Below are 24,199 nucleotides of genomic sequence, written 5' to 3' on the forward strand. Positions count from 1 at the left end.
TGGATTCCATATATTTAAGAGATCCGTTTTTTACGTTTCGCTCCCAGCAACCTCAGAAAAGACCATGGATTTTATCGACTACTACCAGACCCTTGGCATCGACAAAAACGCCACAGAAGCGGACATAAAAAAAGCCTACCGCAAACTGGCTAGAAAGTACCATCCGGATGTCAATCCCGGAGACAAGGCCGCCGAGCAAAAATTCAAAGAGGTCAACGAGGCCAACGAGGTCCTGAGCAACGCCGAAAAAAGAAAACAATATGACAAATATGGCAAAGACTGGAAGCACGCCGAGCAATTTGAAAAAGCAGGTGCAGGCGCGGGTCAGGGTTACACCTATCGGCCGAGGGAAGATACAGGCGGTTTTGGCGAAGGCTTTTCCGGCAGCGACTACTCAGACTTTTTCGAATCCATGTTTGGCGGAAGTGCCGGAGGCTTCCGCCAAGGCGGCCGCTCAGTCAAGTACCGGGGACAGGACTTCCATGCGCAACTGGACCTCGACATCCGCGACGCCTACAAAACCCACCAGCAAGTCGTCACGGTCAACGGGGAGAAAATCCGTCTAACCATCGCCGCGGGGATTGCCGATGGGCAAACGATCAAGATCAAAGGAAAAGGAGGACCGGGAGCCAACGGTGGCCCCAACGGAGATCTCTACATCAAGTTCACTATCCGAAACGATACCGGTTTTCACCGAGAGGGAGACCGGCTCTACGCCAACGTGGAGATCGATCTGTATACCGCCATTCTGGGAGGAGAGATCGTCGCCGACACCTTTGATGGAAAGGTGAAACTCAAGATCCCGCCCGAAACCCAGGCAGGGACTAAAGTCCGGCTGAAGGGAAAAGGCTTTCCGGTTTACAAAAAAGAGGGGGAGTTTGGCGATCTGATCTTCACCTACACTATAAAAAACCCCACTAACCTCAGTGCGGAGGAAAAGAAACTCTTTGAACAACTGAAAAACCTACGATAAGATGGCTGTCACCAACCTGATCCTGATCGAAACACTCTGCACCCATTACCAGGTGGAGGTTTCCTTTATCGACTCTCTGAGCGATCTCGGCCTGATCGAAGTACAGACGGTCGAAGAAATCCGATACCTCCCAGAGGAAAAAGTCACCCATCTCGAACGAATGATCCGACTTCACCAAGAGCTGGAAGTCAATCCCGAAGGCATCGATGTCATATTTAATCTGCTGGAGAAGGTCGACCGGCTCAGCCAGGAACTCGCCGAAGCAAAAAATACCCTGAGACGAATGGGAATCCAAGAGTAAAAACCCAAGCGCTCAGATTGATTTTTCAGAAGAAATGGCTGAGGCTCTGTTTCGGGAAGAAAGTCTCGACTCAACCGCTATCTTAGCTCTAACCCCAAAAAACCACCGAATGACGATCACCCCCCTTCCGACCCAGAGACTGGTATCTTTGGATTTGTTTCGAGGCCTCACCATGTTTTTGCTTGTCGCAGAGGCAGCGCATGTGTATGATGCCTTGCTGGAGCTCTTTCCTGAGGGAAGCAGTCTGCATCCTTTTCTCCTCCAATTCACCCATCACGACTGGAATGGATTGCGATTTTGGGATTTGATCCAGCCCTTTTTCATGTTTATCGTGGGCGTAGCGATGCCTTTTTCTCTCAATAAGCGATTGGCCATCTCAGAAGATCGCGGCAAGGTGACGCGCCACATCTTGAAGCGATGCCTATTGCTTTTCCTCTTTGGCACTGGCCTGCATTGCCTTTATTCCGGCAAGCTGGTCTTCGAGCTTTGGAACGTACTCACTCAGCTTTCCTTCACCGTCTTGGTTACCTATCTGCTGATCGACAAGGGTTGGAAGATCCAGCTGGGCACCTCGCTGGGCTTGCTCGCGCTGACCGAGATTCTCTACCGGGTTTACAACCCCGAAGCGCCCTTCGTCCACGGCACCAACTTTGGCAACTACATGGATCAAGTCCTCATGGGCAAGATCAACAACGGCGGCTGGGTAGCGATCAACTGCATCCCGACGGCCGCGCACACGATCTGGGGAGCGATTTGCGGCAACCTGCTACTCTCTTCCAAGCCTTACAATGAGAAGATCAAGCTCTTTGTTATCGCCGGAGTCCTCGGACTTGTGGTAGGTTATGGACTTGACTGGACGGGAATCACACCGATCATCAAGCGAATCAGTACCACGGCATTTGCGTTTGCCGCCGGAGGCTGGGCACTGCTTGCCTTGGCTTTCAGCTATTGGCTAGTGGACGTGAAAAACAACCGCAAAGGCATCTTCCCCTTTCTGATCGTGGGGATGAACTCGATTTTCATATACCTATTCGCCGAGATTCTTGCCCGCTGGCTTAACAAGACGCTGGGAATCTTCACCGGCGGCTTTCTAGCCTGGACCGGCTTGGGCGAACATGGCTTGGCCCTGATCACGGCTCTGACTACACTGGCTGCCTTGTGGGGATTGTGTTATTTCTTGTATCGAAAAGGTATTTTCTTTAGGATTTAACGGGCACGTCATGGAAAAACCATGAACATCACCGTCGAAAAAAACATTTGCGAAATGTCCCTCATAAACGACAAATGACTAAAATAGCCAACAGCTCTTTCCGAAGATTACTTGGAGTTTGGAAGACTTCCGGGCAAATTCTATCCGGCGACAGTACCCTGAGCTTGGCGGGTACGGACAGCTATGAGCTGATCCTTAACGGCAACTACATCCTACACAAGGCGGCTGTGATGATGGGAGATGAGAAGAGCGAAACGTTTGAGATCGTCGGACTGGACGGCTCATCCGAAAAAGCAGCAATGAACTACTTCAACGCTAATGGAGAAAGCGGCACGATGACAGGCCAAATCGAGGGCGATGATTTTCTGATCAATGGAGACGGATTAAAGTTTTCAGGAAAAATCAATGAAGCCAACACAGCCGTCATCGGCAAATGGCTTCAGCAGGCGGAAGACAACAGCTGGGTTGAGTTTATTGATTTGAAGCTCGAAAAACAGAAATAGGCGAAACCAAAAACTTGCTTTATAATATCGTGTAGCTGAAACCGATTTTTCTTGCAAAAATCGGTCATAAGCACAAAAAAAAGTGCAGCCCCGCTTGAGCTGCACTTCCACTATTCGGAAAATCGATCCTCAAAGGACCAGATCTCCCTCGATGGAATCATCCATCGTTTTCCCCGATACGGCACTTATCAGAACCTTAATCCCGGCAATGGTATTGCCGTGCTTGTTGTCCCAATAATAGCCCGTATCCGGAATGAACTGGATCACGGAGATCCTTGGATCGTCTATCCCCTCGGTAAACCAAGCCTTGACGGTTGGATCCCAAAGTTCTTCGATCTTTGCCCGGTCGTCGCTGACGACAGCCCGTCCGTTGAGCTCAAGAAAATCCGAGTACGAAGACCCCTGAAAATACAAGGTGACGTTCTTGTCATGCTCCAGTTCCATATTTTTGACGCTGTCTTTGGCACTGAGAAACCACACATGGCCCGCGTCATCCGTTTTTTGGACGGACATAGGCCTAGACTTGTGGGAAGCGTTGAAGTTGGCTCGCGTTACAAAGAAGCAGGAGCCAGCCTTGTCAATGAGAGAACGGATTTTCTCCACCGCCTCAGTGCCACTGAGATTTTTTCTATTGTTTTCTACTTGCTGTTCGTCGATTGAGTTCATGGTCATGTTGGTTTAGTTACTATTTATTTTTTCCTCATCTCAAACTTTTCCGGTTAACGGTCAGGTTCTCCGAGTTCTGGACTTTTGATCTTACCTAAGTTATCGTAGGTGATGGTGTCTCTTCCGTTGACGGGCTCGACAAAGGTGATCTCGAAGTAGTCCGTCCCCTGTTCGTTGTATCTGCGGACGTCTTTGATCTTATCAGGAGCGGTAGCCGGATCTTTGCGCAGGATGATCAGCACCGGCTCCGGCAACTGAAGCGTGTCGACTAGCTCATGCTGGCCGAGCGGTTCCGGAGAATCAAGCGCGGGCACGTCCCCGGCCAAAGATCCATCCGCCACCACCTCATCCTTCATAGCTTCCGTGTAAGTGCCTTTTGGTTTTTCCTCGCAGGATAACAAGATCATTGCGATCAAAGCAGGATAAATAATCAATTGAGTTTTCATAGTCTAGTAGTTTTAGGAATTCTCCTTTTGGAATTGCGGAGTATCCTATGACCGTATAGATTTCAAAAGTCTTTCCAAGATGTTTTCGACTCGGATATCGCTGGGTCGTTGGTTCTTAGGCGGAGAGGAAGGGAAAATTATGTCTGTTTATTTCGAAAAACACAAAATTATCACGCCAAAAACCTCCAGTTATCCTTTTATTTATTTTGAATCCACCAGTTTACTTTTCCGAAATTCATCAAATCTCTGATCATGTTTTGCTGCGATATTGAAGCTTTCTTTTCCTCATCTTGTGGAATCCGCGACTCAGGAACGGGCATACCAAACGGTCGTGTGATCGCCGCAGGGTAAAAAGCTTAAGCGAGCGGGAATTGTTAGTGACAGTCTGCGTTCCCAACAGGGGTTATATACAGCTGGACATTTGAATTCAAGAAAAAGCACTTTACCGCATTTCTCGCTTTTTTAGGATCGTTTTTTCTTCACCTTCCCGCGCAGCTTTTCTCCCAATTTTCCAAAAAAGCCTGGCTTATCGTCAGAAGAATCCTCCACCCCCAGCATGTATCCCAAAGGCTCGAGTTCGTGAGTAGCGTCAAAGATAATCTTGAAAATTCCCGCTAGGGGAATACTCAGGATCATCCCCGCCACTCCCCAGATGGATCCTCCCAGTACCACCAAAATGATCGTGGCGAGTGGATTGAGGTTGACTTTGTCTCCCACCACAAAGGGCTCGAGGACGTTGTTGTCGAGAAATTGGGCCACCGCGAAGGTCACCGAGATCACGATCAGTGATCCTATTTCCGCCCCGCCGAACAGCCCCAGCGCCATCGACAGGATGTAGCCAGCAATCGACCCGACGTAAGGGATCAGATTCAGCATGGCAGCGATCACAGAGATCACGATGGCGTTTTCCACCCCTGCAATGAACAATCCTATGGTATAAAGTACCGCCAAGACCAACACCAACAGCAGCCTCCCGCCGAGAAAATTGAGCGCCAATTGAGATGATTTTTCCAGGATTTCTTTGACCTGCTTTCGCTCGTCGGAATGGAAAAACCGAAGGATGGAGAGCTTGACTTTGTGGCGGAAATAGAGGAGAAAAAAGGTGTAGATAAACACGAGCAGGGAACTCCCCAGAAAGCCAAAGACATTAACTGCCAGCTGTCCAAGCTGCTTCTTGATCCCCGCCGAGACAGGAGAACCGCCTTCATTATTCTGTGGAGCCGACCGGGAGCTTTCTGCCTGAGCTTCATCTTCCGGCCGAGTCTGAGCTTCGGGCTCCTCGGAAGGGTTCGATTGTGCAGTACTGTCCGAGATATCAAGCCATGGAGGCAGCTGGCTTTCTACTTCCAGCCCGGTTTTCTCCTCAATAGACCGGACGGCTTCATTGAGCCTCGGCTTGATCTGTTTCTCCATCTTCGGCCATTGTTCAGAGATGTTGCCCGCCTGGACGGCGATCACGGAGAAAAAAGCCAGGTAGGCCAACACGCACATCACCACGCAGGTGAATGCCGCCAAAAGCCTGGAGAACCCCCATCGTTGAAATTTGCGGGCAAGAGGCGTGCAGATCAGCGCGATCATCACGCCGAAAGTCAAAGGAACGAGGAACACCTCGGCCAGTACCAGCCCTTTGATCAGAAAAAACAGCGCTAAAACGAGGAGTGCAAACGGAATCAGTATGCTTTTAAAGTTCATATCAGTTCTTTTTAGCCGAATTGGGATCGGTCTGTAGGAGCGTCAGTTGGTGTTTTTGAAGCTTGATCTTCACCTCGGGTATCCCCTCATAAAGCGACTGATGCTCAAATACCGAGTCATCGACATGAAAGGGTAAATGGGTCTTGACGCGGATCTTTTTGGCTTTGATCGTTTCGAAAGGGCTATCCACATCGTCCGTCTCGTGGGCTTTGAGAAAATCCCGCAACATGTCCATCTGGTCTTCCCGCACGAGCATCACATCCAGATACCCGTCACTGTGATCCGCATCCGGGGCCAAGACCAACTGAGGCCCCAGCTGACGGGTATTCATCACCTCGATCCAGAGGTACCTGCCCGAATAGTCGGTGCCGTCGATTTCGATTTCATATTCCTGCGCAGGAAGCTCTTTGGGGAGTTTGCGGAGATGCTTACTGCCAAAGTCCACTTTGTTTCCCGTAGCCGCTTCCTTCTTTTTCCCTCTATCAATCTGCTGCAGCAATGCCGTAAACAAGCCCCAACCGACGCCTTCGATAAACCTCCCCTTTTCTTCCTCCGTCTCATACACTCCCACGCTAAGCTTGCAGAAATTCGCTTCCTTGAAATGTTTGACGGTATCGGGATAAAAGCCGGCGATCCCCAAGCTGTTGGCGATGTTGTTGGCGTTTCCGGCGGGCAAAAGGGAAATGGGGATCTTGGAGTCGTGTAAATCCAGAAGGATTTTCTCGACCGTACCATCCCCTCCTGCTACAATGACCAGATCGTAGTTGAGCTTAAATATTTCCTTATATCCGTCTTCTTTCGTGTTTTGTGCGATCACCTTGGCGCCTTGTCGTTCGAGCGAACCGATCACTTCAGCCAAGTCAAAATCTTCCGTCCCTGCGGACGGATTGTAGAGAAGAATTATTTTCATAAAAAGAGTCGCGTGAAGTCCTGCTTACTATTTGCATACAAAAAACATGACTAAACTGACTTGCTATGAAAATCCTGATCACTAACGACGACGGCATCTACAGCCCGGGAATTCTGGAACTTGCTGAAATAGCCTCAGAATTTGGAAGCGTACGAATCGTCGCTCCAAATGTGGAGCAATCCTCCATGGGACACGCCATCACAGCGACCAGACCGCTATCCTATCACAAAACAAGGGTGGGGAATTTTGACGCGTTTCGTGTAAACGGCACCCCAGCAGATTGCGTCTCCCTGGGCTGCTTTCACTGGGAAAAAGTGGATCTGGTACTATCCGGTATCAACCTCGGGCCCAACCTCGGCAACTCCATGTGGCACTCCGGTACCCTGGCCGGAGCCAAGCAGGCTGCACTCCTCGGGATCAAAGGAGTCGCACTCAGCACGCCCACCCAAAAAGACGACTATGACTTCAGCCAGATGCGATCGTATGTGAGGCAAGTGATCGGGTATCTGATCCAAGAGGACGTGCCCAAGCTGGTCAATGTGAATTTTCCACTTGCACCCGAAGGAATCGTCTGGACCCGACAGTCCGTGCGGCAGTATGATGGCTTGGTCAAACCGATGGAAGATCCGATGGGAAGACCGGTTTTTTGGATTACAGTCGTACCGCTCGAGCTGGCGGAAGAAGGCACAGACCGATACGCCATGGAGCACAATCTGGTATCCATGACACCGCTGCGACTCGATCTGACGGATGAATCCCAGCTGGTGAAGCTCTCGGGAAGAAAGATCTTTGATCAGGACTAGTGTCAGTAATAAGTGCTCAGTCTCAGTAAGCAGTGATCACTATAACTGAGACTGAATACTGCCTACTGATATCATCCTCCCACAATCTCACCCCCATTCACATGGATGAATTGGCCGGTGGTGTAGGAGCTGTCCTCGGAGGCAAGATAAACATATGCAGGTGCGACCTCGCTGGGCTGCCCAGCCCGCCCGAGCGCCGTATCCTGTCCAAAATCTGTCACATCGTCAAAGGTGGCCGGAATCAGCGGCGTCCAGATCGGGCCCGGCGCTACCCCATTGACGCGGATCTTTTCGGGTGCCAGCATCTTGGCGAGTGAGCGGGTAAATCCCACGATGGCGCCTTTGGTGCTGGCATAATCCACCAGATGCTCACTGCCTCGATACGTCGTCACCGAGCTGGTGTTGATGATCGAATCGCCCGCCTTCATGTGGTCCAGCGCGGCTTTTGCAAAGTAGAAGAAAGAATAAATGTTCGTCTCAAAAGTCTCCAAAAGCTGTTTGCCGGTAATCTCGCGAAGGGAGCTTTTTGGAAACTGAACGGCAGCGTTGTTAACCAGGACATTGATGCCACCCAGCTCCTTCACGGTCGTGGCCACGGCGTCCTTGCAGAACTTTTCAGAGCGGATGTCACCTTTGATCAGGACACATCGCTGGCCTTCGGCTTCTACCAGTTGTTGAGTGGTCTTGGCATCATCGACCTCGCTGAGGAAATTGATCGCGACGTCGGCGCCCTCGCGGGCAAAATGAACCGCGACACTTCGGCCGATGCCGCTATCGCCCCCGGTGATCAGAGCGACTTTGCCCCGGAGCTTACCGGCACCTTTGTAGCCCTTGCGGATTACTTCCGGCTCAGGAATCATCTTGCTCTGCTGTCCCGGCAGGTCCTGTTGTTGTGGTTTGAATTCTGTTGGCTTTTTCATAGGATTATAATTTTTCTTTCAGCGGCCATATAGCCTGTCCCGATTTTTCTTCGGGAGAATCTTCGCATGGCCCGATAGCTCGGGTTCATCGGGGCATTGCTCTGTGGATCGCTTACGTCATGCCTTGTGGCAGACGGGCTCGATTTCATGTTTCGATAGGTTCAAAGTGTAAAGACAGATGGATCAATGGTTTCTCAGTGCATCCTTCAGTTGATCTTTGCTCATCTTGCTTCTGCCCGAGATCCCGACTTGCTTCGCTTTGTCATAAAGTTCCTGTTTGCTTCTGTCGTCGTAGTCCGACGCTTTGCCACCTTTTTTCCCCGAATTGGGGCTATTGGCGATGCGGGCAGCCTTCTCTCGGCTCATGCCTTCTTTTCTGAGTGCCTCGTATTTTGCATCATCCTTGATGCTCGGGCCGTGGTCTTTTGCCATGATTTTGTGGTTTTAGGGTTAACTGGCTGATTTGATGGGAAAATCATCCCCGTTAAAACATCCGTGAAGGGAAATTTTCCACAGAGAATAAATCAAAAGTGAGGCCGATTTACCGACAGCACAGGCCATAGGTGTAGCCTGGGTTCAACAAGGTCTTTTACCTCCCTTGAAAAAATACCGGCAACTACAGCCAGACGTGCTTGGAACGGTTTATGAACCTCCAGCAGCGATACAATTCAAATCGACTACGAGGCAAGCGGGAATTAAGGACGAAGAAAACATCCCCTCACATGCACTGCGTGTCGTCTCTCTGCAAAAAAAGAAATCCAAAGGTCTCCAATCACTTAAACGGTAACAGCTATGGAACATACGACGAAACACGGACACTACAGGAAACTTCCGCTGATGCTGTTCCTGTCGCTTTGTATCATGTACTTGGTGATGTTTTTGAACGTAGACAGCGCACAACATATCTACCTAAGTACGACCAGGCTATACATGAGCCTGCTGATGGTGGCGCCGATGCCGCTCTTGATGCTCATCATGATGCCCATGATGTATCCTGACAAAAAGATCAATCTGATCATCTACACGGCAAGCGTGACTGTATTTGTGCTGTCACTGCTGCTACTCCGGACACAGACTCCCATCGGAGAACGGCAATATATGAAGGCTATGATCCCACATCATTCGTCGGCGGTGCTGACCAGCAAGCACGCCAATCTCCAAGACCCGGATGTAAAAGAACTTGCCGAAAAGATCATCAGATCCCAAGAGGAAGAGATCGCCCAAATGAAGGCGATCCTGGACAGAATGGACAGGTAGAACTGGACTGCACACTGCGGACAGGATAGATGCGCCGCAAAAAAAATCCTGCAAAGCAACTTCGAAGTGCTGGAAAAGGATACTGATTGCTGTCAGGCCGGCGCAGAGCAAAAGCTTTCTAAGCCAGCTTTGATACTCATGAGAATCGCGTACTGAGCGTCAATCACCTTCTGGTTGAATCCCTGGGCGGTATCCGGCAAGATGACGTAGTCCTTTGATGTGGCGAGAGGTAGTCCCTTCTAGAAAAAGTTTAGTCCTTCGTGATCAGGATGTGCGTCGCGAGCTCTCCTTCGATTCGCTCTACGGTACGGTATCCCAAACTCACCATGTCAATATCTTGAAACAGATTCTCTCCCGAACCGAGAAAAAGCGGTGACACGGCAATATGCAGTTCGTCGATATAGCCTGCCTTCAGAAACTGTCGGACAGTAGAAGCCCCGCCTCCAATCCGGATATCCTTGCCATTGGCGGCTTTTCTTGCTTCCTCTAAGGCCACTTCGATCCCTTGGGTGACAAAGTAAAAAGTCGTCCCACCTTCCATCGTCACCGGTTCCCGCTCGTAGTGGGTCAACACAAACACCGGGACGTGATAAGGCGGATTTGGGCCCCACCAACCCTTCCACTCGTCATTCGGCCAGTCGCCTCGAATCGGCCCAAACATATTACGCCCCATGATCCAAGCGCCCAGATTATCAAAAGCCTTTTCAACAAAGTCGTTGTCAACTCCCTCCGTCCACTCCTCCTTGCCGAGCATCTTGCTCATCCGCCGGGTGGAAAACATCCACTTGTGAAGGTTTTCTGCCCCTTTCCCCATCGGTGTTTCCTGGCTTTGATCCGGTCCTGCACCATAGCCGTCCAGCGAAATGGTGTAATTCATTACTTTGACTTTGCTCATAAGTTCATATTTGAGTGATTCCTGAAGTTACTTTCCCTAATCAAGAGATGCTAAAAAACGAGGAAAAAGTCCGATTCGATGCGATAAGAACTTCGCCGATTTCTTGAAAGAATCGGGGCGGGCTCTGCAACCTTACCTGTCTTGTTATTGATTTACATTGTGTCGGTGAACGCTTCGCATTCCGATGTTCTCATCACGGCAGGCAAGCGGGTTGCGCACGAAACAAAAGATTCGTTATTGTGAACCGAGCACCATTCTGATAAATGCACCTTTGGCCCGTCGCTCCTTTTCATCTGGTATTTAAAGAGAATAGAATCCCGTGGGTTCAACAGGCTTAGGAATCTCCCCTTCTTTTAACAATTGTTTGATATTGATCTCGATAGTAGTCGCAATACTGGTCACCGGTGTATCGGTAGGTTTATTTTCAAATGGATCTTGCAAAAGTGTCGCTGTCTTTTCCAGCACGAAAAACCCCGAGGAGATGAGTAACAAGAGCGGGACTTCGAACATAGGTTTGTTGGCACCTAGTGAAATAGAAAGCGTGATAACAAATACATAGATCATCAAGTGCAAAAAAACACGGTAGGTTACAGGGAAAACAGTGTTTTTGATTCTTTCAGCCATACCCATAGCGTTGGAAAAATTGATCAGCACATTATTCAACTGGATCTGACCAAACACGTCCATTTGCTCATTGTTTTTTAGCTGTGCAATATGAAGGGTATTTAATTGCAAAAGCGCCAGAGGCTTATTGCTGTGGGGAGTGATAGCTTTCATGTCATCTTCTGAAATATACTTTTCTAAGTTTGTAAGCGGATCTAGAGATCTTAGTGAGCGCCCTAAACTAAAACACCATGCAATGTGTCTGAAAGCTATCTGCTTGACAGCGCTGTCGTTTCCGGGAGCAAGCAATGACTGCAACAGCAATGTGAAACTCCTGCTTTCGTTGACAATACTTCCCCATATTTTACGGCCTTCCCACCACCTATCATAAGATTGGCTGAGCTTAAACGACAGAAGGATGGAGATAGCTGTTCCTAAAAATGTCGGAATCGCTATCGGTATTTCTGGAATATATCCGTTGAACTTGTAACTCAAATAGGAGATCAACAAAGCAAGGATAAATGAATAGACAAATTCTACCTTAGTTTTATTGAGGACATAAAGAAGACTTGGCAGTTTGGTTAGCAGCATCTTTAAATGGTTTTTGAACGTTAGTTAGCAATCTGTAGCCTCCCCTCCTGTCCTGTATTCTTCCAAAAATCACTCTAATGATTTACAAGGTGTCAATGAATGCACGGTGTGCTGGGCCGAAAGCTGGGTTTTTGATCTATAGTATTTACTTATTCCAATTCCACAATCCGAAATTAAGGGCCTACCGATCTTACGACTATTCCCTGTCACAATTGTAATAACTTATCCACGATGATGTACTCATGAGCAGTCATTCTCCGGTCACCACTAATTGTTAATAGAATCACACAACTTCAACTTTTCACCCAATCCCATCCGATGGAAACCCAATTATTCTGCATGCCGTAACTATTTTTATATCCAGACTTATAATCCGGCTGCAAGACAAACCTCCTTGATGTTATCTTGAAGGTACCGCTTTGATCAGAGGAACAATTCGATAGCCTTCCTCAATTACCCGCTTGGAAGGACGATAATGACGAGCCAAAATATTAAACTCATTTGAAGGGTTATCGATCGCCAGATTATTTGGAGAACCCTCGCCACAACCAAAACTAATCGTGTACGTCCCATCACTATTTCTTTTCGCGGTGTTGGAACTGTAGTTTGCAAGATCATTAAACATAAATCCAACTTTGTCATATACAGTGATCGACCAGAAAGCACCATTGTTTGGATCTTCAAACGTAAGCTGGTAACAGCTATTGGTCGGGAAATCTCCAGACGACTCGTATATGTTATCAGTCAGTTGGGCACCTCCCCAACCCGCTGCGGCACCGACTTGGTACTTTTCAACCGTGAAGTCGTTTGCTGATTCGTCACGTGGGTTGGTAAACATGCCTTTCATCGCATTGTTGCCATCGCGTTTGACAATGACTGCCACCTTAGCTTTGAGTTCTGATTCTACTTTGGAAAAGGACTCCTCGTTTATGGGTTCGGTAGCAAATAAAATATTTGAATTTGCTTTAATACTCATTTGATCTTGAATCTCTTTTGCCTCTGCTTCGGTAAAAGTACCATCAAGCCGAACGACCAAATAAAGATGAGTACCAGTATGGGTTGATAGATCAAATGAACCGGGACCATACATCATCTTCTGAATTCTATGATCTTCTGTTACAGGCTGAACAGACATATATTTTCCTTCCGGAATTTCAGGCATCACAATGGTCGCACCTTTTGAAACGTCTACAACAGCCATTGAATAGTAAGTGTCCCGGTTCATGCGAACAACAGGCTGTTGATTTGTAGGGGTGAGCTTTCTGTTATGATTAAACTTGTTTATCCCAACCATGCTTTGCCCCTTGAGAATCTGACGCGATGTCTCGTCAGTAGGGTACGTGTCTGGAGTGACTAATCTACCGTTTTCGCTAAAAAAATCGTTGTCCGTAGTGACCGCCTGTACTGTTGTATCAGATTGTTCTGATGTTTCCGATTCATTCTTTTTATCGGATTGACAGCTGATCATTGCTACAATTAGAACAACCGCATAAAGTGATTTTGTCATAATACTACTGTTTTGATTAAAATTACTGTTTTCTTGATGAAACATGGCGGTTGTACATAAGCAGAGGAGGGTGTTCGAAGCGATTTGCTGTCCCACGACGCCAGACCTATTTTGAAAAATTAAACTACAAATCGCCATTAAACCCGTCCATTGATTATGCACTTTGTGGTGGGCTGGTCATTATCCTGCGAAATGATTCAGTGAGTTCCAGTAGCGTCCCATTTGTCCGCGAGCCATCATTTGGTGTGTGTCAATTTGACGGATGATTTTGCATGTTGCATTCTCGTTCAACTCATTTATCCTGGTAATACATCCTGGTTCTGTAATGGCGTACCATTGAATAAAAAGTCCTCTCTTTAGTGATTCTAAATCCTCTTCAGCCTTGTCCGCGTAGGGTAAATGAATTTTTTCGTACTCCTCAAAAACTCCCTTCTCACGAAGTAATGTATACTTGTCCTCCATCGTCCCACGGATCTGCATTGTCCATAACGGTTTGTCCACAACGTATTTATCTCCCGAACTGCGGATAGGTTTTAAGGGTATCTCGCCGCTGTACCGAACCTACTTAAATCCTTGGAATAAAAAAACACCCTCAATTCCATCCATTAACATTTTATCCGACAACAACCGACTACTATCGAATACAAACGACTAGCTACCGACTCCTTTTTTGCCGATCCCCCAACTTTGGTTCATCAACAAGCCTCTGGCGAAATCTTTATCAAATCTTTCACAATCCAAACTTTTAAAATCATGAACACGCTAAGAAACAAAGTTCAGCTCATCGGTCACCTGGGTGCCAAAGTCGAAGTAAAAACCCTCGAATCAGGCAAGCTCGTCGGCCACGTCACCATGGCGACCAACGAAACCTACAAAAACCAAAAGGGTGAAAAAATCACCGAGACCACCTGGCATAACCTGGTCATCTGGGGCAAACCGGCCGAGACACTCTCCAAGTACACCGACAAAGGCTCCGAAGTCGGTATCGAGGGTAAGCTCACCAACCGCTCCTACACGGACAAAAACGGTGAGAAAAAATACTTCACCGAGATCGTCGTCAATGAGTTCATGCTGATGGGCAAGAAGGAATCTGTTCAGTAACCAGTCACAGTCATCAGTTTGCAGTTCCCGAACCTTTGAGGTTTTGTTCAGAACCTCGAAGGTTTCTTTTCAGAGGGCAGTCGCAGTCCGGCGTCATTGCCAAGGGTTGGACATACGTCTGACAGTTCGAAGAATATTGATAACCCTGAAGCAATCTTTTGGAATTTCCTCTCCTTACTTATTGCTAAAGCCTTTGACTCCACTCAGGCTGACAGTCGTGATAGTCCTGATTGTTGTCGGGAGAGCGGAGTCTCCGTCATCAGTCGCAGATTGCAGCTTTCAGTCGCGGTAACAGCTGCAGTGATCATTCCTAACTGACAACCAATACACTTCGATTTCCAAGTGAAACTTTAAACAAAGTAACCCAAGTCGGTATTCGGCTTGGGTTACACCTCTTAAGGATAGTCAATTCTAATCCCCACATCGATCATGGATTTCGCCAAACTTCTAGCCTACCAAAAAGGATTCAGGCTTGCTATGGAAGTTTTTCAAATCTCAAAATCCTTCCCAAAAGAAGAAAAATACGCTTTGACAGATCAGATCCGAAGGTCAAGCAGATCTGTTTGTGCCTGCCTCACTGAGTCCTATCGGAAAAGAAACAATCCCGCCCACTTTATCTCAAAGCTGAGCGATTCCGATATGGAAAACAGCGAAACCCAAGTCTGGCTGGATTTTGCCCTGGCATGCGAATACTTGGATAACTCAGCCCATGAAAGGCTCGTTCTTGAAGTCCAGGGCGTAGGGAAGCTTATTAACTTCATGATGCTCCACCACGAAAAATTCGGATCAAGAAAAATGCAGAATTTACTTCCCACCGAATCCAGTTAGCAAATTTCCTCACCCGAGCTTTATACGCTTTTACTGCGTACTGAGACTGCGACTGATCGCTGAAAACTGCGTCTCCTTACTGCGACTTGTCACTGAAAACCGCCTCAAAGCAGATTAAACCCGCCTTTTGTCAACACGAGCGTCGATTGATCTACTCCGGCTATCGGCTGGATTGCGATCATCGAATGGCTTTTGGCGCCGGGGACCACTTTTACCCGCTCAAGCTTATATCCTTGCGGCGTCTTTTCTTTTTGCACCAAGATGTAATAGTCTTCTTCCACGGCTACCAGCGCATCCTCCGGCAGCGCCCATGACTCCTGCGGATCGAGCTGTACGCGGGCTTGAATAAAAGTGCCCGGGATCAGCTTCTCCTCTTCCGCCTCATCCATCACGTGCGCATGCACATTGATCTGTCGCTCAGCATTGATGGATTGACCCACGAGATGGACTTCGGCCATCAGGAACTTGTCAGGAGAATCCGGCATGGATACCTCCACCTTTTGTCCGGGATGGATGTTGGGGATATCTTTTTCAAACAAGGCCAGCTCCAGATGCATGTGGTCTTTGTTCAACAACGAGACGGCCTTGCCTGAGGCGATCAGGAATTGTCCCGGCACGATGTGTACATCCTCCACGAACCCGTCGATCGGCGAGTAAACCGGTACTTTGCTGCGGATCGTCTCGGGACTGAGCTGATCGGTGTTGATATTGATCAGAGTGAGTTGCTTCTTCAGACTTTGGCTTTTGGCCAAGGCTCCCTGATAGTCTGCCTCCGCCTTGAGGTAGTTTTTCTGAGCTGAGATTTGCTCGCCAAACAGCGTCTTGTGGCGCTCAAACTCCGCCTTGAGGTATGCCAGTTGGCTGTTGGTCTCCAAATAATCCTGCTGCAGCCGGATGAAATCGGGGTTTTCGAGATAGAACAGCGTCTCTCCTTTCCGCACCTTTTGACCTTCCATCAGCTTCAGCCCGCTGACGTACCCACCAAAGTAGGCGGAGATCTCCTGCCTGCCCTCGACCGGCACCTCGACCGTTCCTTGTACGCTGATCTCGGACGAAAACTCGCCCTTCACGGGATTTCCCCAGGCCATTTCCATGGTATTGAACTGCTCGATGGTGAGGAATATTTCCCCTGCTCCCTCGGGAGCCTCAGTGACTTCGATTCCTTCTGCTGCGGGTTTCTCGTTTTTCCCACAGCCGGAAAAAGTAGCCAAAGCCAGGATCAAAACGCCGGAAATGAGTGTATTGGACTGAAATGCGTTCATCAGTTATTCAGGTAAATAAGTTCGAGTTGATTGAGTTGGTAATCCAGCTTGGCCTGCAAATACTGCAGGGTAATGTTGCGGGAGTTTTCGATCAGATGCACGTACTGGAGAAAGTCAATCTCTCCCTCCGCAAAGGAGCGAATGGCCTGTTCGCGCATCAGCCTGGAGAGTGACTCACCGTCCGATTCGTAGTATTCGATCACCTCCTTGTTCTGGGCCAGCGAGGTTTGGATGTTGGAATAGTTGGTTTGGAGCTGTTGCTTGAAAGCCTCCGATTCGAGTAGGATCTGCTCCTGCTGGATCTTTCCGGCTTTGACTTTTGCACTCTGGGAACCAAAAAACAAGGGAACTCCAATGCCCGCCTGAAATCCCGGATAGACCTTGGCGTCCTGCCCCGGATTCGTACCCCGGAAAAGATCCAAATTCATGTCCGGAAGCATCATCCTGCGCTCCACTTTCATCTGGCTTTCTACCTGCTGAGCCTCCGCTTCGTACTGCAGCAGCGCCGGGTGATCTTCCAGATCGGATTGCCCGTCAAAAGAAATCTCTTCCCCGCTCAGCACGATTCCGCCATCAATATTCAAAAGCTGCCGGAGTTGATTGAGCGACACTTCGAAGTTTCTTGCAGCCTCTGCCTTTTTCAAGCTGATCTCTTTTTTCTTACTGTCAGCGGTGAGTTTCTCCAGCAGATTGGACTCGCCAGTCTCCAGTCTACGGGTCGAGGCGCGGGAAAACTCTGTGTACAGGCTGTCCAGAAAATTGTAATTCTCTCCCATCTCTTTCCAATACTGCGCCGTGACGAACGCCTGACTTACCTCCTTGTTGAGCGCTCTCGCCGCGAGTTGGAGCTGGGCGGATTGTTGCATCTCGGCGGCCTGGAGCACATCTTTTTGAGCCGCATAGACCGAGGGAAAATCTATACTTTGCCTTACTCCCCAGACCCGGTTGTAGATGCCGTTTTCGGCGATATCGTTTTTGTCAACGCCGTAATAGACTTCAGTTTTGTCCACAGTCCAGCCCGAGCGGCTCAAGGCCGCGGCTGATTCGAGGCTCTTTTCCGCAGCCTTGATCCCAAAGTTTTGCTCCTGTGCGAGCTGCAATGCCTGAGGCAGCGTGAGGGATTGGACTTCGTCTTGGGAAAAAGCAGGAAGCGTCAAACCCGTCATCAGGATCAAGAGCATGACCGCCGTTTTTGGCAGTTTGCTGCCGCCTTTTTTCCCCGAGTTGAAAAGCACATACAACACCGGCAACACAACCAGGGTCAACAGCGTCGCAGAGATCAAGCCACCGACCACGACCGTAGCCAAAGGCCGCTGAACTTCGGCCCCTGCCGAACCCGAAACCGCCATCGGTAAAAAGCCCAAAGCTGCGGCCGAAGCGGTGAGCAAGACCGGTCTGAGCCGCTCCTTGGCGCCCACGATGACCAGCTCGCGGATGGAAGTGTATTTATCTTTCATGGATTTGAAATGTTCGATCATCACAATACCGTTGAGCACAGCAATCCCAAACAGGGCTATAAAGCCCACGCCAGCAGAAATACTGAACGGCATGTCTCTGGCCCATAGCAGCAGCACGCCTCCGATCGCCGAAAACGGAATCGCCGTGTAGATCATGAAGGCATCTCTGGCTGAGGAAAAAGCGAAGTACAGCAGCACAAAGATCAGAATCAGCGCCACCGGAACGGCAATCATCAGCCTGGCCCGAGCTTGCTGAAGGTTTTCAAACTGACCGCCGTAGTCCACCCGGTAGCCCTCGGGGATATCCAGCTTTCCGACGATTCCTTGGATATCATCCACCACGGATTGTAGATCCCGGTTGCGCACGTTGACACCGATCACGACGCGTCGTTGGGTATTGTCGCGGGAGATCTTTGCCGGGCCTTTGGTATAGGATATTTTTGCAAGCTCATGCAGCGGAACACTTCCTCCGTCGGGGAGTTGGATCGCGGCATTTTCGAGATGGGAGATGTCCTTGCGGAAAGGCTCCGCAAACCGCACCACCAGATCAAATTGCTTTTCCCCCTCAAAGACCGTCCCCGTACTCATCCCCGCAAAACCCAAAGTCACGACTTGGTTCAGATCCTCGACGTTCAGTCCGAACTTGGCAATCTTGGCGCGGTCATAGTCTATCTTCATCTGCGGAAGCCCATCGACTTTTTCCAAGATAATGTCCGAAGCTCCATCCACACCCTGAATTGCAGCTTCGATCTGTTGGGCTGTCTGTAGCAAGACGTCCAAATCCTCTCCGAAAACCTTGATCGCCAGATCTGCCCTGACACCAGTGATCAATTCGTTGAAGCGCATCTCGATGGGCTGGGTAAACTCATAATCCATCCCGGGAATGGCCTCCAGCGCCACCTTGAATTTCTCGGCCAATTCATCCTTGGTCTCCACTGTCGTCCATTCGGACGGCGGATGCAGCGTCACGATCACGTCGCTCTCCTCCATAGACATCGGATCAGTGGGGATTTCGGCAGCGCCGATTCGCGTCACGACTTGCTTCACTTCGGGAAACTTCAGGATAATCTTCTCCATCTTGGTGACAGTCTCCACTGTGTTTGACAGGGTTGTTCCTGTCTTCAAAAATGGTTGGATCACGAAATCGCCCTCGTCCAGCGTCGGCACAAACTCAGAACCCATGGTGGAGAAAAGCAGGAAGGTTCCGACGAGAATGGCTGTAGCTCCAGCCAATACGGCTTTAGAATGCTTCAAAGCCCAGTTGATCGTGGGTTCGTAGATCTTGTTCAGGAAGTTGATCAGTCGGACTGAAACGTTCCTTGGTCCCGGAGCTTCCGATTTCAGGAAAAGCGAAGAAACGACAGGCACATAAGTCAGTCCCAAGATCATTGTGCCGATCAGGGCGAAGCTAAACACTTCAGCCATCGGGCGGAACATTTTTCCCTCCACTCCCGAAAGCGAAAGGATCGGGATGAAGACGATGATGATAATGATCTGACCAAAGAGCGCGGAATGCATCATCTTGGAGGCACCCTGCAGGGTAATTTTGTCCTTCTCGGCTTGTTTTTCCTTACCGGAAAGCGAAGCAAAAAGCGCAGAAGATCTGGTAAATCGGAAGGCGATGTACTCGACGATGATCACCGCACCGTCGATGATGATCCCGAAGTCAATCGCCCCCAAGCTCATCAGGTTGGCATCGACACCGAAGATGTACATCATCGACAGCGCAAACAGCAAACTCAGGGGAATAACGGATGCAACGACGAGTCCCGAGCGGAAATTACCCAGCAGCAAGACCACCACGAAGACGACGATAAGGCAACCCAGAATCAGGTTTTCGGCAATGGTAAAAGTCGTCCGATCTGTCAGGTCTGAGCGATCCAAAAAGCCATTGATGACGATTCCTTCAGGCAGTGTGTTTTCCATCTCCGCTATCCGCTCCTTCACCCGGTCGATTGTCCGTTTACCATCAGCGCCTTTGAGCATCATCACCTGACCGAGCACCTTTTCCCCCTCGCCGTTTGCGGTGATCGCACCAAATCGGTTGGCATGTCCAAATCGTACCTCGGCGATATCCCGGATGAAGACCGGCGCACCGTTTCGGACCTCGACCACGATATTCCCGATATCCTCCAGACTCGACACCAATCCTTCGCCGCGGATAAAAAAGCTTTCGTTGGTCTTTTCGATGTAGCTGCCTCCAGCGATCGAGTTGTTCTTGCTCAGCACTTCATAGACGCTAGCAAGGTTAATATTCATCCCCTTCAGTCGGTCCGGATTGATCGCTACCTCATATTCTTTGAGATACCCTCCCCAAGTGTTGATCTCGACCACGCCGGAGATGCCAGCCAGCTGTCGTCGCACCACCCAATCCTGAATCGTCCGCAGATCAGTGATCGAATACCGATCCTCAAAGCCCGGCTTCACATCGATTATGTACTGGTAAATCTCTCCGAGCCCTGTCGAAATCGGTCCCATGAACGGTGTGCCGAAGCCCTCGGGGATTTTCTCCTGCGCCATGATCAAGCGCTCCGAGATCAGCTGTCGGGGCAGGTACGTCCCCATATCTTCCTCAAAAACGATGGTCACGACCGACAGTCCAAACTTGGAAACAGAGCGAATCTCCTTCACTCCCGGCAAGTTGGCCATCTCGAGCTCCACCGGATAGGTCAGGTATTTCTCCACGTCTTCGGTGGCGAGATTTCTGGAGGTGGTGATTACTTGCACCTGATTGTTGGTCACATCAGGGACAGCACCGATGGGTAGATTAGTGAGGGAAAAAATCCCAAATCCGATCCAAACCGCGATAAAAATGAAAATGACGAGCTTATTCCCGATGCTCCACTGGATAATACGATCTAGCATGAAAGGCCAAAGTTTCCGACGAAGGTCGGACCGGGACCTTAGGCCAGTCTTAGGCGATTCTTAAGATTTGCTTAAGAATCGAGCAAGTCCAGGCGAAACGTGCTGCCTTTTCCCTTTTCGCTCGATACAGAGATACGGATTCCGGATTCCTGAGCCAGCTTTTTCACAATCGCCAAGCCCAATCCCGTGCCGGGAATCAATCGGTCTACCGCTTCTTTTTCCCTGAAAAACGGATCAAAAATCCTCTCCAAATACTCTGACGCGATCCCGGAGCCTGCATCGCAGACCTCGATGTACGGCACCGAATTGGTAATTCCCGTTTTGACCAATATTTCCTGATCTGGTGTAGAGTATTTCACGGCATTCTGAATCAGGTTATTTAGGATCATCTGCAGCGATTGCTCGTTGGCTTTGGCAAAGATCGGGGTGCTGGCCTCGCATCTGAAGCTGATCTTCCGTTGCTGCTCCACGGCTATCTGGTCGGTGATTTCCTCCAAAAATGTAATCAGCTCCAACTCCTCCCGGACGGAGAATTTTCCTTTTTCCTCCCTCGCCAGCGCCAGCAACTGATCGATCGTCGCCGACATCCGGTCAATGCTGGAGAAGGCGGACGTGATCTTCTCCACGTACTCTTCCGCGGTTCTCGGCTTACGGATCAGGACTTCCAAAGTGCCCCGCAACACCGCCAATGGCGTCCGAAGTTCGTGCGATGCGTCGGAGGTGAATTGCTTTTCCCGGATCAAAGAAGCCTCCAGCCGCTCCAGTAGCTCATTGATCGAGCGGGTGAGTTGACCTATTTCATCGTTGGGCTCGGCTTCCGGCACGCGCTCGTTGAGATTGCTTTGGGTGATGCGGTTGGTCTTACTGATGATCTGTCGGATGGGCTCGATACTTTTTCCAGCCAGATATCGCATGGTCAAAAACAGCGAAAGCAGGATGCCCGGATAGAGGATCAGCAGCACGTTGCGGAGGTTATTGAGCAGCTCGCGGGAGTCCTCAAATGACTTCGCCAGCAGCAAATAGCCCTCGTGCTTGCCCACATTGAACAGCGGAATCTGCATCTGCCGGACTTCGCTGTCGCCTATTCTGATCGTTCGGGCGGCCTTTTCGGAGATGATTTCCGGAGAAAAAATCAGGTGATGACTTCTGAGATTTGGCGAGCGATCCATGGAGTGGCCATCCAAGTCGACGATTTCGATGAAAATCGGGTTGAGCTGAAGCTGGCTATGCTCCATCTCCTGCCACTCGTCTTTGTGAAGAAAGCGGATCTCGCCCTCCACAAGGAAGATCTGATCCCTGTGCTTGTCGGTTTCCAACCCCAATTCCCGGTCGATGCTATTGACGACCGTGAAGTTGGCCACCAGATAGATCACCCCAAACACCACCAAGATTATCAGCGAAGTAGCCAAGGTCAGTCGTCCGGCGATTCGTTCTTTGTAGGCCAATTTCATGTGGATCCAATTTGATTTTTAAAGGCCACATGGAATCTCGCCTTGCTAGCCTTCGTTCCTTTAGAAGCTAATCTAGTCAGACTCGATTTCATAATTCCTTAGCCATATAGCCCACTCCTCGGATCGTCTGGATGTAATCTTCCTCCTTTTGCAGATTCAGCTTCTTGCGCAGCGAATTGATAAAGACATCAATCACGCCGGTGTTGTACTCGAAGTGAATGTCCCACACACTTTCGATGATCCGGGTGCGGCGGCACACCTTGTTCTTGTTGCGAACGAGATACTCGAGCAGCGCAAATTCCTTTTGCGTGAGCACAATCTCCTCTTCGCCCTTTTGAACCAGATGCCTATCCGGGAAAATCACAAATGGACCGAGGCTCAGTTTCTCTTCCGAATTGGATTTACCTCTGAGTTGAACGCGGATTCTGACCAACAATTCTTCAAAGTGAAAAGGCTTCTTGATGTAGTCGTTGGCTCCGGACTGCAGCCCGAAGACAGTCTCGTCGAGCGTGTCTTTTGCAGTCAGAAAAATGATCGGCGTCTGCGGAAACTCCTTACGAAACTGCCGTGTGAGCTCAATTCCGCTCATTCCCGGCAGCATCCAGTCTAACAGCAGCAGGTCATAGCTCCCGGAAAGTGCTAAGTCCAGCCCGTCCTTTCCATTATCAGCGATATCCACCGCAAAGGCTTCCTCCTCCAATCCCTGCTTGAGAAAATTGGAAATACCGGGTTCGTCTTCGACTATCAGAATGCGCATTGACTTGTTTTTAAAGACAAAAATTAAAAATCCGCGGGGAAGTCAGTGCTTCACATCCTTAAAATTCACTTAACCTTCACTTCGCCGGTGCACTCACCACTCCGACCATGCTGTCCGCAGTGCCGTAATAAAGCAACCATTTCCCCTCAAAGAAAACCAAACCTTCCAAAAACGTGGTCCCCTCGGGATATTGACCGGATTTCTCAAAGGGCAATTCGGGCTGAATAAACGGCTGATCGACACGATCCAGAAGTTTCCAGGGCTCATCCGCATCAAACAGGGCCTGACCTCCGGTATAGACCCGATTGCCCAGGCTCTTCACTCCCACCTGCTGGGAATTACCGGCGTTATAAAGGACGACGATTCCCTCTTTGGTCAGTAACGGCGGCGGACCCGCCTCTACGAGCCAAGAATCAAAAAATCCCGGCCTTGGACTCAGGACAGGCACCCGGTTTCCTTCGTGATTTTCTACCGGAACCCAATTCACCAAGTCATCCGAAGTGGCCAGCCAAATGTGGGGAACTCCATAGTACATCCAATATTTTCCCTGGATTTTTGCAGCCACGAGTTTTCCGTCTTTCACTTCAGTGACGATGGCTCCCGATTTGGATTCTGAGTTGTGGTACTTGCCATCTTTCCAGTTTTCGAAGATCGGCCCATGCTTTTCCCAAGTTTTCAGGTCCTTGGAAGTGGCTACAGCCAGTCGCGGCACGTCCCGGTTCCACTGCGTATAGGTCAGGACAAAAAGTCCATTCTCTGTCACGACGATCCTGGGATCTTCTGTGCCGCCCGTCCATTCAAATTCTTTTTGAGAATCATCTGCAGGATAGAAGATCGGCGTGTTTTCTCTGGAAAAAGAAAAGCCGTCTGGGGAAGTTGCCAAGCCCAACCGGGAAGTATGGCCGCCGATTTCCTTTTCACCCAACTTCTCTTCAGCGCGATAAATCACACGAACCTTTCCATCATGGACGATTGCTGCGGGATTGAATGTTGCCATCGACTCCCAATGGACAGTCTTGCCGGTCATCGGGTCTAGAAACTCCGTATCGGGGAGAGGGGAAATGATCGGCTGCGCAATTTTGGGCCGCTCGAAGGGACCAAGCATCCAGGTTTTCTCCTGAGCAAAAGCCGTCCCGGCCAGAAAGATAAGTGTGGCAACGGAAACTAGATTTTTTCCTTTCATAGCTTACAAAATACAGCT

The 24,199-nt window shown here is 49.5% G+C and carries 23 protein-coding genes; 8 read left to right on the forward strand and 15 right to left on the reverse strand.

Features of this window, described 5'->3' with window-relative positions:
• Positions 1-64 precede the first annotated feature (64 nt).
• The 4 genes from G459_RS0117185 to G459_RS0117200 all read left to right on the forward strand — a co-directional run bounded on the left by G459_RS0117185 (position 65) and on the right by G459_RS0117200 (position 2,987).
• Positions 65-973 (forward strand): DnaJ C-terminal domain-containing protein, encoded by a 909-nt coding sequence (locus G459_RS0117185; RefSeq protein WP_026968753.1) that lies wholly within the window; start codon positions 65-67, stop codon positions 971-973.
• A 1-nt stretch (position 974) separates the two neighbouring features.
• The gene (locus G459_RS0117190; protein ID WP_026968754.1) at positions 975-1,274 is read left to right on the forward strand and encodes a chaperone modulator CbpM; all 300 of its coding nucleotides are present in this window, start codon (positions 975-977) and stop codon (positions 1,272-1,274) included.
• 109 nt (positions 1,275-1,383) lie between these two features.
• Positions 1,384-2,484 carry an acyltransferase family protein gene (locus G459_RS0117195; protein WP_035456306.1) on the forward strand — a complete coding sequence of 367 codons (1,101 nt, stop codon included), beginning with the start codon at positions 1,384-1,386 and terminating at the stop codon, positions 2,482-2,484.
• 74 nt (positions 2,485-2,558) lie between these two features.
• Entirely contained in the window at positions 2,559-2,987 is a 429-nt protein-coding gene (locus G459_RS0117200) for a DUF1579 family protein (protein WP_026968756.1), read from the forward strand.
• Positions 2,988-3,116: 129 nt separating this feature from the next.
• Here the strand turns inward: G459_RS0117200 and G459_RS0117205 are convergent, their stop codons facing one another.
• The 4 genes from G459_RS0117205 to G459_RS0117225 all read right to left on the reverse strand — a co-directional run bounded on the left by G459_RS0117205 (position 3,117) and on the right by G459_RS0117225 (position 6,701).
• Complete coding sequence (locus tag G459_RS0117205; RefSeq protein ID WP_026968757.1) at positions 3,117-3,653, reverse strand: pyridoxamine 5'-phosphate oxidase family protein; 537 nt, start codon at positions 3,651-3,653, stop codon at positions 3,117-3,119.
• A gap of 53 nt (positions 3,654-3,706) precedes the next feature.
• A complete protein-coding gene (locus G459_RS0117210) occupies positions 3,707-4,099 on the reverse strand; it encodes a hypothetical protein (protein ID WP_026968758.1) in 393 nt (130 codons plus the stop codon).
• A gap of 462 nt (positions 4,100-4,561) precedes the next feature.
• Entirely contained in the window at positions 4,562-5,791 is a 1,230-nt protein-coding gene (locus G459_RS27800; RefSeq protein ID WP_051315281.1) for an AI-2E family transporter, read from the reverse strand.
• 1 nt (position 5,792) lies between these two features.
• Complete coding sequence (locus G459_RS0117225; protein WP_026968759.1) at positions 5,793-6,701, reverse strand: diacylglycerol/lipid kinase family protein; 909 nt, start codon at positions 6,699-6,701, stop codon at positions 5,793-5,795.
• Between the two features lie 65 nt (positions 6,702-6,766).
• On the opposite strand from G459_RS0117225, the gene surE reads away from it, so the two are divergent.
• Positions 6,767-7,504 (forward strand): 5'/3'-nucleotidase SurE, encoded by a 738-nt coding sequence (gene surE, locus G459_RS0117230; RefSeq protein ID WP_026968760.1) that lies wholly within the window; start codon positions 6,767-6,769, stop codon positions 7,502-7,504.
• A 71-nt stretch (positions 7,505-7,575) separates the two neighbouring features.
• On the opposite strand, the gene G459_RS0117235 is transcribed toward surE, so the two are convergent.
• Both G459_RS0117235 and G459_RS0117240 read right to left on the reverse strand, forming a co-directional pair.
• Positions 7,576-8,424 carry an SDR family oxidoreductase gene (locus G459_RS0117235; RefSeq protein ID WP_026968761.1) on the reverse strand — a complete coding sequence of 283 codons (849 nt, stop codon included), beginning with the start codon at positions 8,422-8,424 and terminating at the stop codon, positions 7,576-7,578.
• Positions 8,425-8,607: 183 nt separating this feature from the next.
• Positions 8,608-8,856 carry a DUF7218 family protein gene (locus G459_RS0117240; protein ID WP_026968762.1) on the reverse strand — a complete coding sequence of 83 codons (249 nt, stop codon included), beginning with the start codon at positions 8,854-8,856 and terminating at the stop codon, positions 8,608-8,610.
• 360 nt (positions 8,857-9,216) lie between these two features.
• Here G459_RS0117240 and G459_RS0117250 point away from each other — a divergent pair, with 360 nt between their 5' ends.
• The gene (locus tag G459_RS0117250) at positions 9,217-9,681 is read left to right on the forward strand and encodes a DUF305 domain-containing protein (protein ID WP_026968764.1); all 465 of its coding nucleotides are present in this window, start codon (positions 9,217-9,219) and stop codon (positions 9,679-9,681) included.
• A 250-nt stretch (positions 9,682-9,931) separates the two neighbouring features.
• On the opposite strand, the gene G459_RS0117255 is transcribed toward G459_RS0117250, so the two are convergent.
• The 4 genes from G459_RS0117255 to G459_RS0117270 form a co-directional block, all read right to left on the reverse strand.
• Positions 9,932-10,576, reverse strand: coding sequence for a dihydrofolate reductase family protein (locus tag G459_RS0117255; protein ID WP_026968765.1), 645 nt, complete (start codon positions 10,574-10,576; stop codon positions 9,932-9,934).
• Between the two features lie 300 nt (positions 10,577-10,876).
• Positions 10,877-11,770, reverse strand: coding sequence for a bestrophin family protein (locus G459_RS0117260; RefSeq protein ID WP_026968766.1), 894 nt, complete (start codon positions 11,768-11,770; stop codon positions 10,877-10,879).
• A gap of 400 nt (positions 11,771-12,170) precedes the next feature.
• Positions 12,171-13,322 carry a DUF1254 domain-containing protein gene (locus tag G459_RS0117265; protein ID WP_211234403.1) on the reverse strand — a complete coding sequence of 384 codons (1,152 nt, stop codon included), beginning with the start codon at positions 13,320-13,322 and terminating at the stop codon, positions 12,171-12,173.
• A gap of 135 nt (positions 13,323-13,457) precedes the next feature.
• On the reverse strand, positions 13,458-13,757 hold the full coding sequence (locus tag G459_RS0117270; RefSeq protein ID WP_026968768.1) for a hypothetical protein: 300 nt from the start codon (positions 13,755-13,757) through the stop codon (positions 13,458-13,460).
• A gap of 273 nt (positions 13,758-14,030) precedes the next feature.
• Here G459_RS0117270 and G459_RS0117275 point away from each other — a divergent pair, with 273 nt between their 5' ends.
• Both G459_RS0117275 and G459_RS27805 read left to right on the forward strand, forming a co-directional pair.
• Positions 14,031-14,378 carry a single-stranded DNA-binding protein gene (locus G459_RS0117275; RefSeq protein ID WP_026968769.1) on the forward strand — a complete coding sequence of 116 codons (348 nt, stop codon included), beginning with the start codon at positions 14,031-14,033 and terminating at the stop codon, positions 14,376-14,378.
• Positions 14,379-14,807: 429 nt separating this feature from the next.
• Positions 14,808-15,206 (forward strand): four helix bundle protein, encoded by a 399-nt coding sequence (locus G459_RS27805; protein ID WP_051315282.1) that lies wholly within the window; start codon positions 14,808-14,810, stop codon positions 15,204-15,206.
• Between the two features lie 104 nt (positions 15,207-15,310).
• On the opposite strand, the gene G459_RS27810 is transcribed toward G459_RS27805, so the two are convergent.
• From G459_RS27810 to G459_RS0117305, 5 genes are all read right to left on the reverse strand, one after another.
• Positions 15,311-16,468 carry an efflux RND transporter periplasmic adaptor subunit gene (locus G459_RS27810; protein WP_051315283.1) on the reverse strand — a complete coding sequence of 386 codons (1,158 nt, stop codon included), beginning with the start codon at positions 16,466-16,468 and terminating at the stop codon, positions 15,311-15,313.
• Positions 16,468-20,790: a CusA/CzcA family heavy metal efflux RND transporter gene (locus G459_RS0117290; protein ID WP_026968770.1), complete on the reverse strand. Its 4,323-nt coding sequence runs from the start codon at positions 20,788-20,790 to the stop codon at positions 16,468-16,470. The genes G459_RS27810 and G459_RS0117290 overlap by 1 nt, the downstream gene beginning before the upstream one ends.
• Positions 20,791-20,861: 71 nt before the next feature.
• A complete protein-coding gene (locus G459_RS0117295) occupies positions 20,862-22,241 on the reverse strand; it encodes a sensor histidine kinase (RefSeq protein WP_026968771.1) in 1,380 nt (459 codons plus the stop codon).
• Between the two features lie 88 nt (positions 22,242-22,329).
• Positions 22,330-22,998, reverse strand: a complete 669-nt coding sequence (locus tag G459_RS0117300) for a response regulator transcription factor (RefSeq protein ID WP_026968772.1) — start codon at positions 22,996-22,998, stop codon at positions 22,330-22,332.
• A gap of 76 nt (positions 22,999-23,074) precedes the next feature.
• The gene (locus tag G459_RS0117305) at positions 23,075-24,181 is read right to left on the reverse strand and encodes a glycoside hydrolase family 130 protein (RefSeq protein ID WP_026968773.1); all 1,107 of its coding nucleotides are present in this window, start codon (positions 24,179-24,181) and stop codon (positions 23,075-23,077) included.
• Positions 24,182-24,199: the final 18 nt, after the last annotated feature.

The organism is Algoriphagus terrigena DSM 22685, assembly GCF_000429445.1.
Lineage (GTDB): Bacteria > Bacteroidota > Bacteroidia > Cytophagales > Cyclobacteriaceae > Algoriphagus > Algoriphagus terrigena.

Coding starts and splice junctions, on each gene's coding strand:
- G459_RS27805 (WP_051315282.1), top strand. CDS start 14,808: ATGGATTTCGCCAAACTTCTAGCCTACCAAAAAGGATTCAGGCTTGCT.
- G459_RS0117260 (WP_026968766.1), bottom strand. CDS start 11,770: ATGCTGCTAACCAAACTGCCAAGTCTTCTTTATGTCCTCAATAAAACT.
- G459_RS27810 (WP_051315283.1), bottom strand. CDS start 16,468: ATGAACGCATTTCAGTCCAATACACTCATTTCCGGCGTTTTGATCCTG.
- G459_RS0117295 (WP_026968771.1), bottom strand. CDS start 22,241: ATGAAATTGGCCTACAAAGAACGAATCGCCGGACGACTGACCTTGGCT.
- G459_RS0117305 (WP_026968773.1), bottom strand. CDS start 24,181: ATGAAAGGAAAAAATCTAGTTTCCGTTGCCACACTTATCTTTCTGGCC.
- G459_RS0117200 (WP_026968756.1), top strand. CDS start 2,559: ATGACTAAAATAGCCAACAGCTCTTTCCGAAGATTACTTGGAGTTTGG.
- G459_RS0117240 (WP_026968762.1), bottom strand. CDS start 8,856: ATGGCAAAAGACCACGGCCCGAGCATCAAGGATGATGCAAAATACGAG.
- G459_RS0117195 (WP_035456306.1), top strand. CDS start 1,384: ATGACGATCACCCCCCTTCCGACCCAGAGACTGGTATCTTTGGATTTG.
- G459_RS0117255 (WP_026968765.1), bottom strand. CDS start 10,576: ATGAGCAAAGTCAAAGTAATGAATTACACCATTTCGCTGGACGGCTAT.
- G459_RS0117225 (WP_026968759.1), bottom strand. CDS start 6,701: ATGAAAATAATTCTTCTCTACAATCCGTCCGCAGGGACGGAAGATTTT.
- G459_RS0117275 (WP_026968769.1), top strand. CDS start 14,031: ATGAACACGCTAAGAAACAAAGTTCAGCTCATCGGTCACCTGGGTGCC.
- G459_RS0117290 (WP_026968770.1), bottom strand. CDS start 20,790: ATGCTAGATCGTATTATCCAGTGGAGCATCGGGAATAAGCTCGTCATT.
- G459_RS0117190 (WP_026968754.1), top strand. CDS start 975: ATGGCTGTCACCAACCTGATCCTGATCGAAACACTCTGCACCCATTAC.
- G459_RS0117205 (WP_026968757.1), bottom strand. CDS start 3,653: ATGAACTCAATCGACGAACAGCAAGTAGAAAACAATAGAAAAAATCTC.
- G459_RS0117250 (WP_026968764.1), top strand. CDS start 9,217: ATGGAACATACGACGAAACACGGACACTACAGGAAACTTCCGCTGATG.
- G459_RS0117270 (WP_026968768.1), bottom strand. CDS start 13,757: ATGCAGATCCGTGGGACGATGGAGGACAAGTATACATTACTTCGTGAG.
- G459_RS0117300 (WP_026968772.1), bottom strand. CDS start 22,998: ATGCGCATTCTGATAGTCGAAGACGAACCCGGTATTTCCAATTTTCTC.
- surE (WP_026968760.1), top strand. CDS start 6,767: ATGAAAATCCTGATCACTAACGACGACGGCATCTACAGCCCGGGAATT.
- G459_RS0117235 (WP_026968761.1), bottom strand. CDS start 8,424: ATGAAAAAGCCAACAGAATTCAAACCACAACAACAGGACCTGCCGGGA.
- G459_RS0117185 (WP_026968753.1), top strand. CDS start 65: ATGGATTTTATCGACTACTACCAGACCCTTGGCATCGACAAAAACGCC.
- G459_RS0117265 (WP_211234403.1), bottom strand. CDS start 13,322: ATGTTTCATCAAGAAAACAGTAATTTTAATCAAAACAGTAGTATTATG.
- G459_RS0117210 (WP_026968758.1), bottom strand. CDS start 4,099: ATGAAAACTCAATTGATTATTTATCCTGCTTTGATCGCAATGATCTTG.
- G459_RS27800 (WP_051315281.1), bottom strand. CDS start 5,791: ATGAACTTTAAAAGCATACTGATTCCGTTTGCACTCCTCGTTTTAGCG.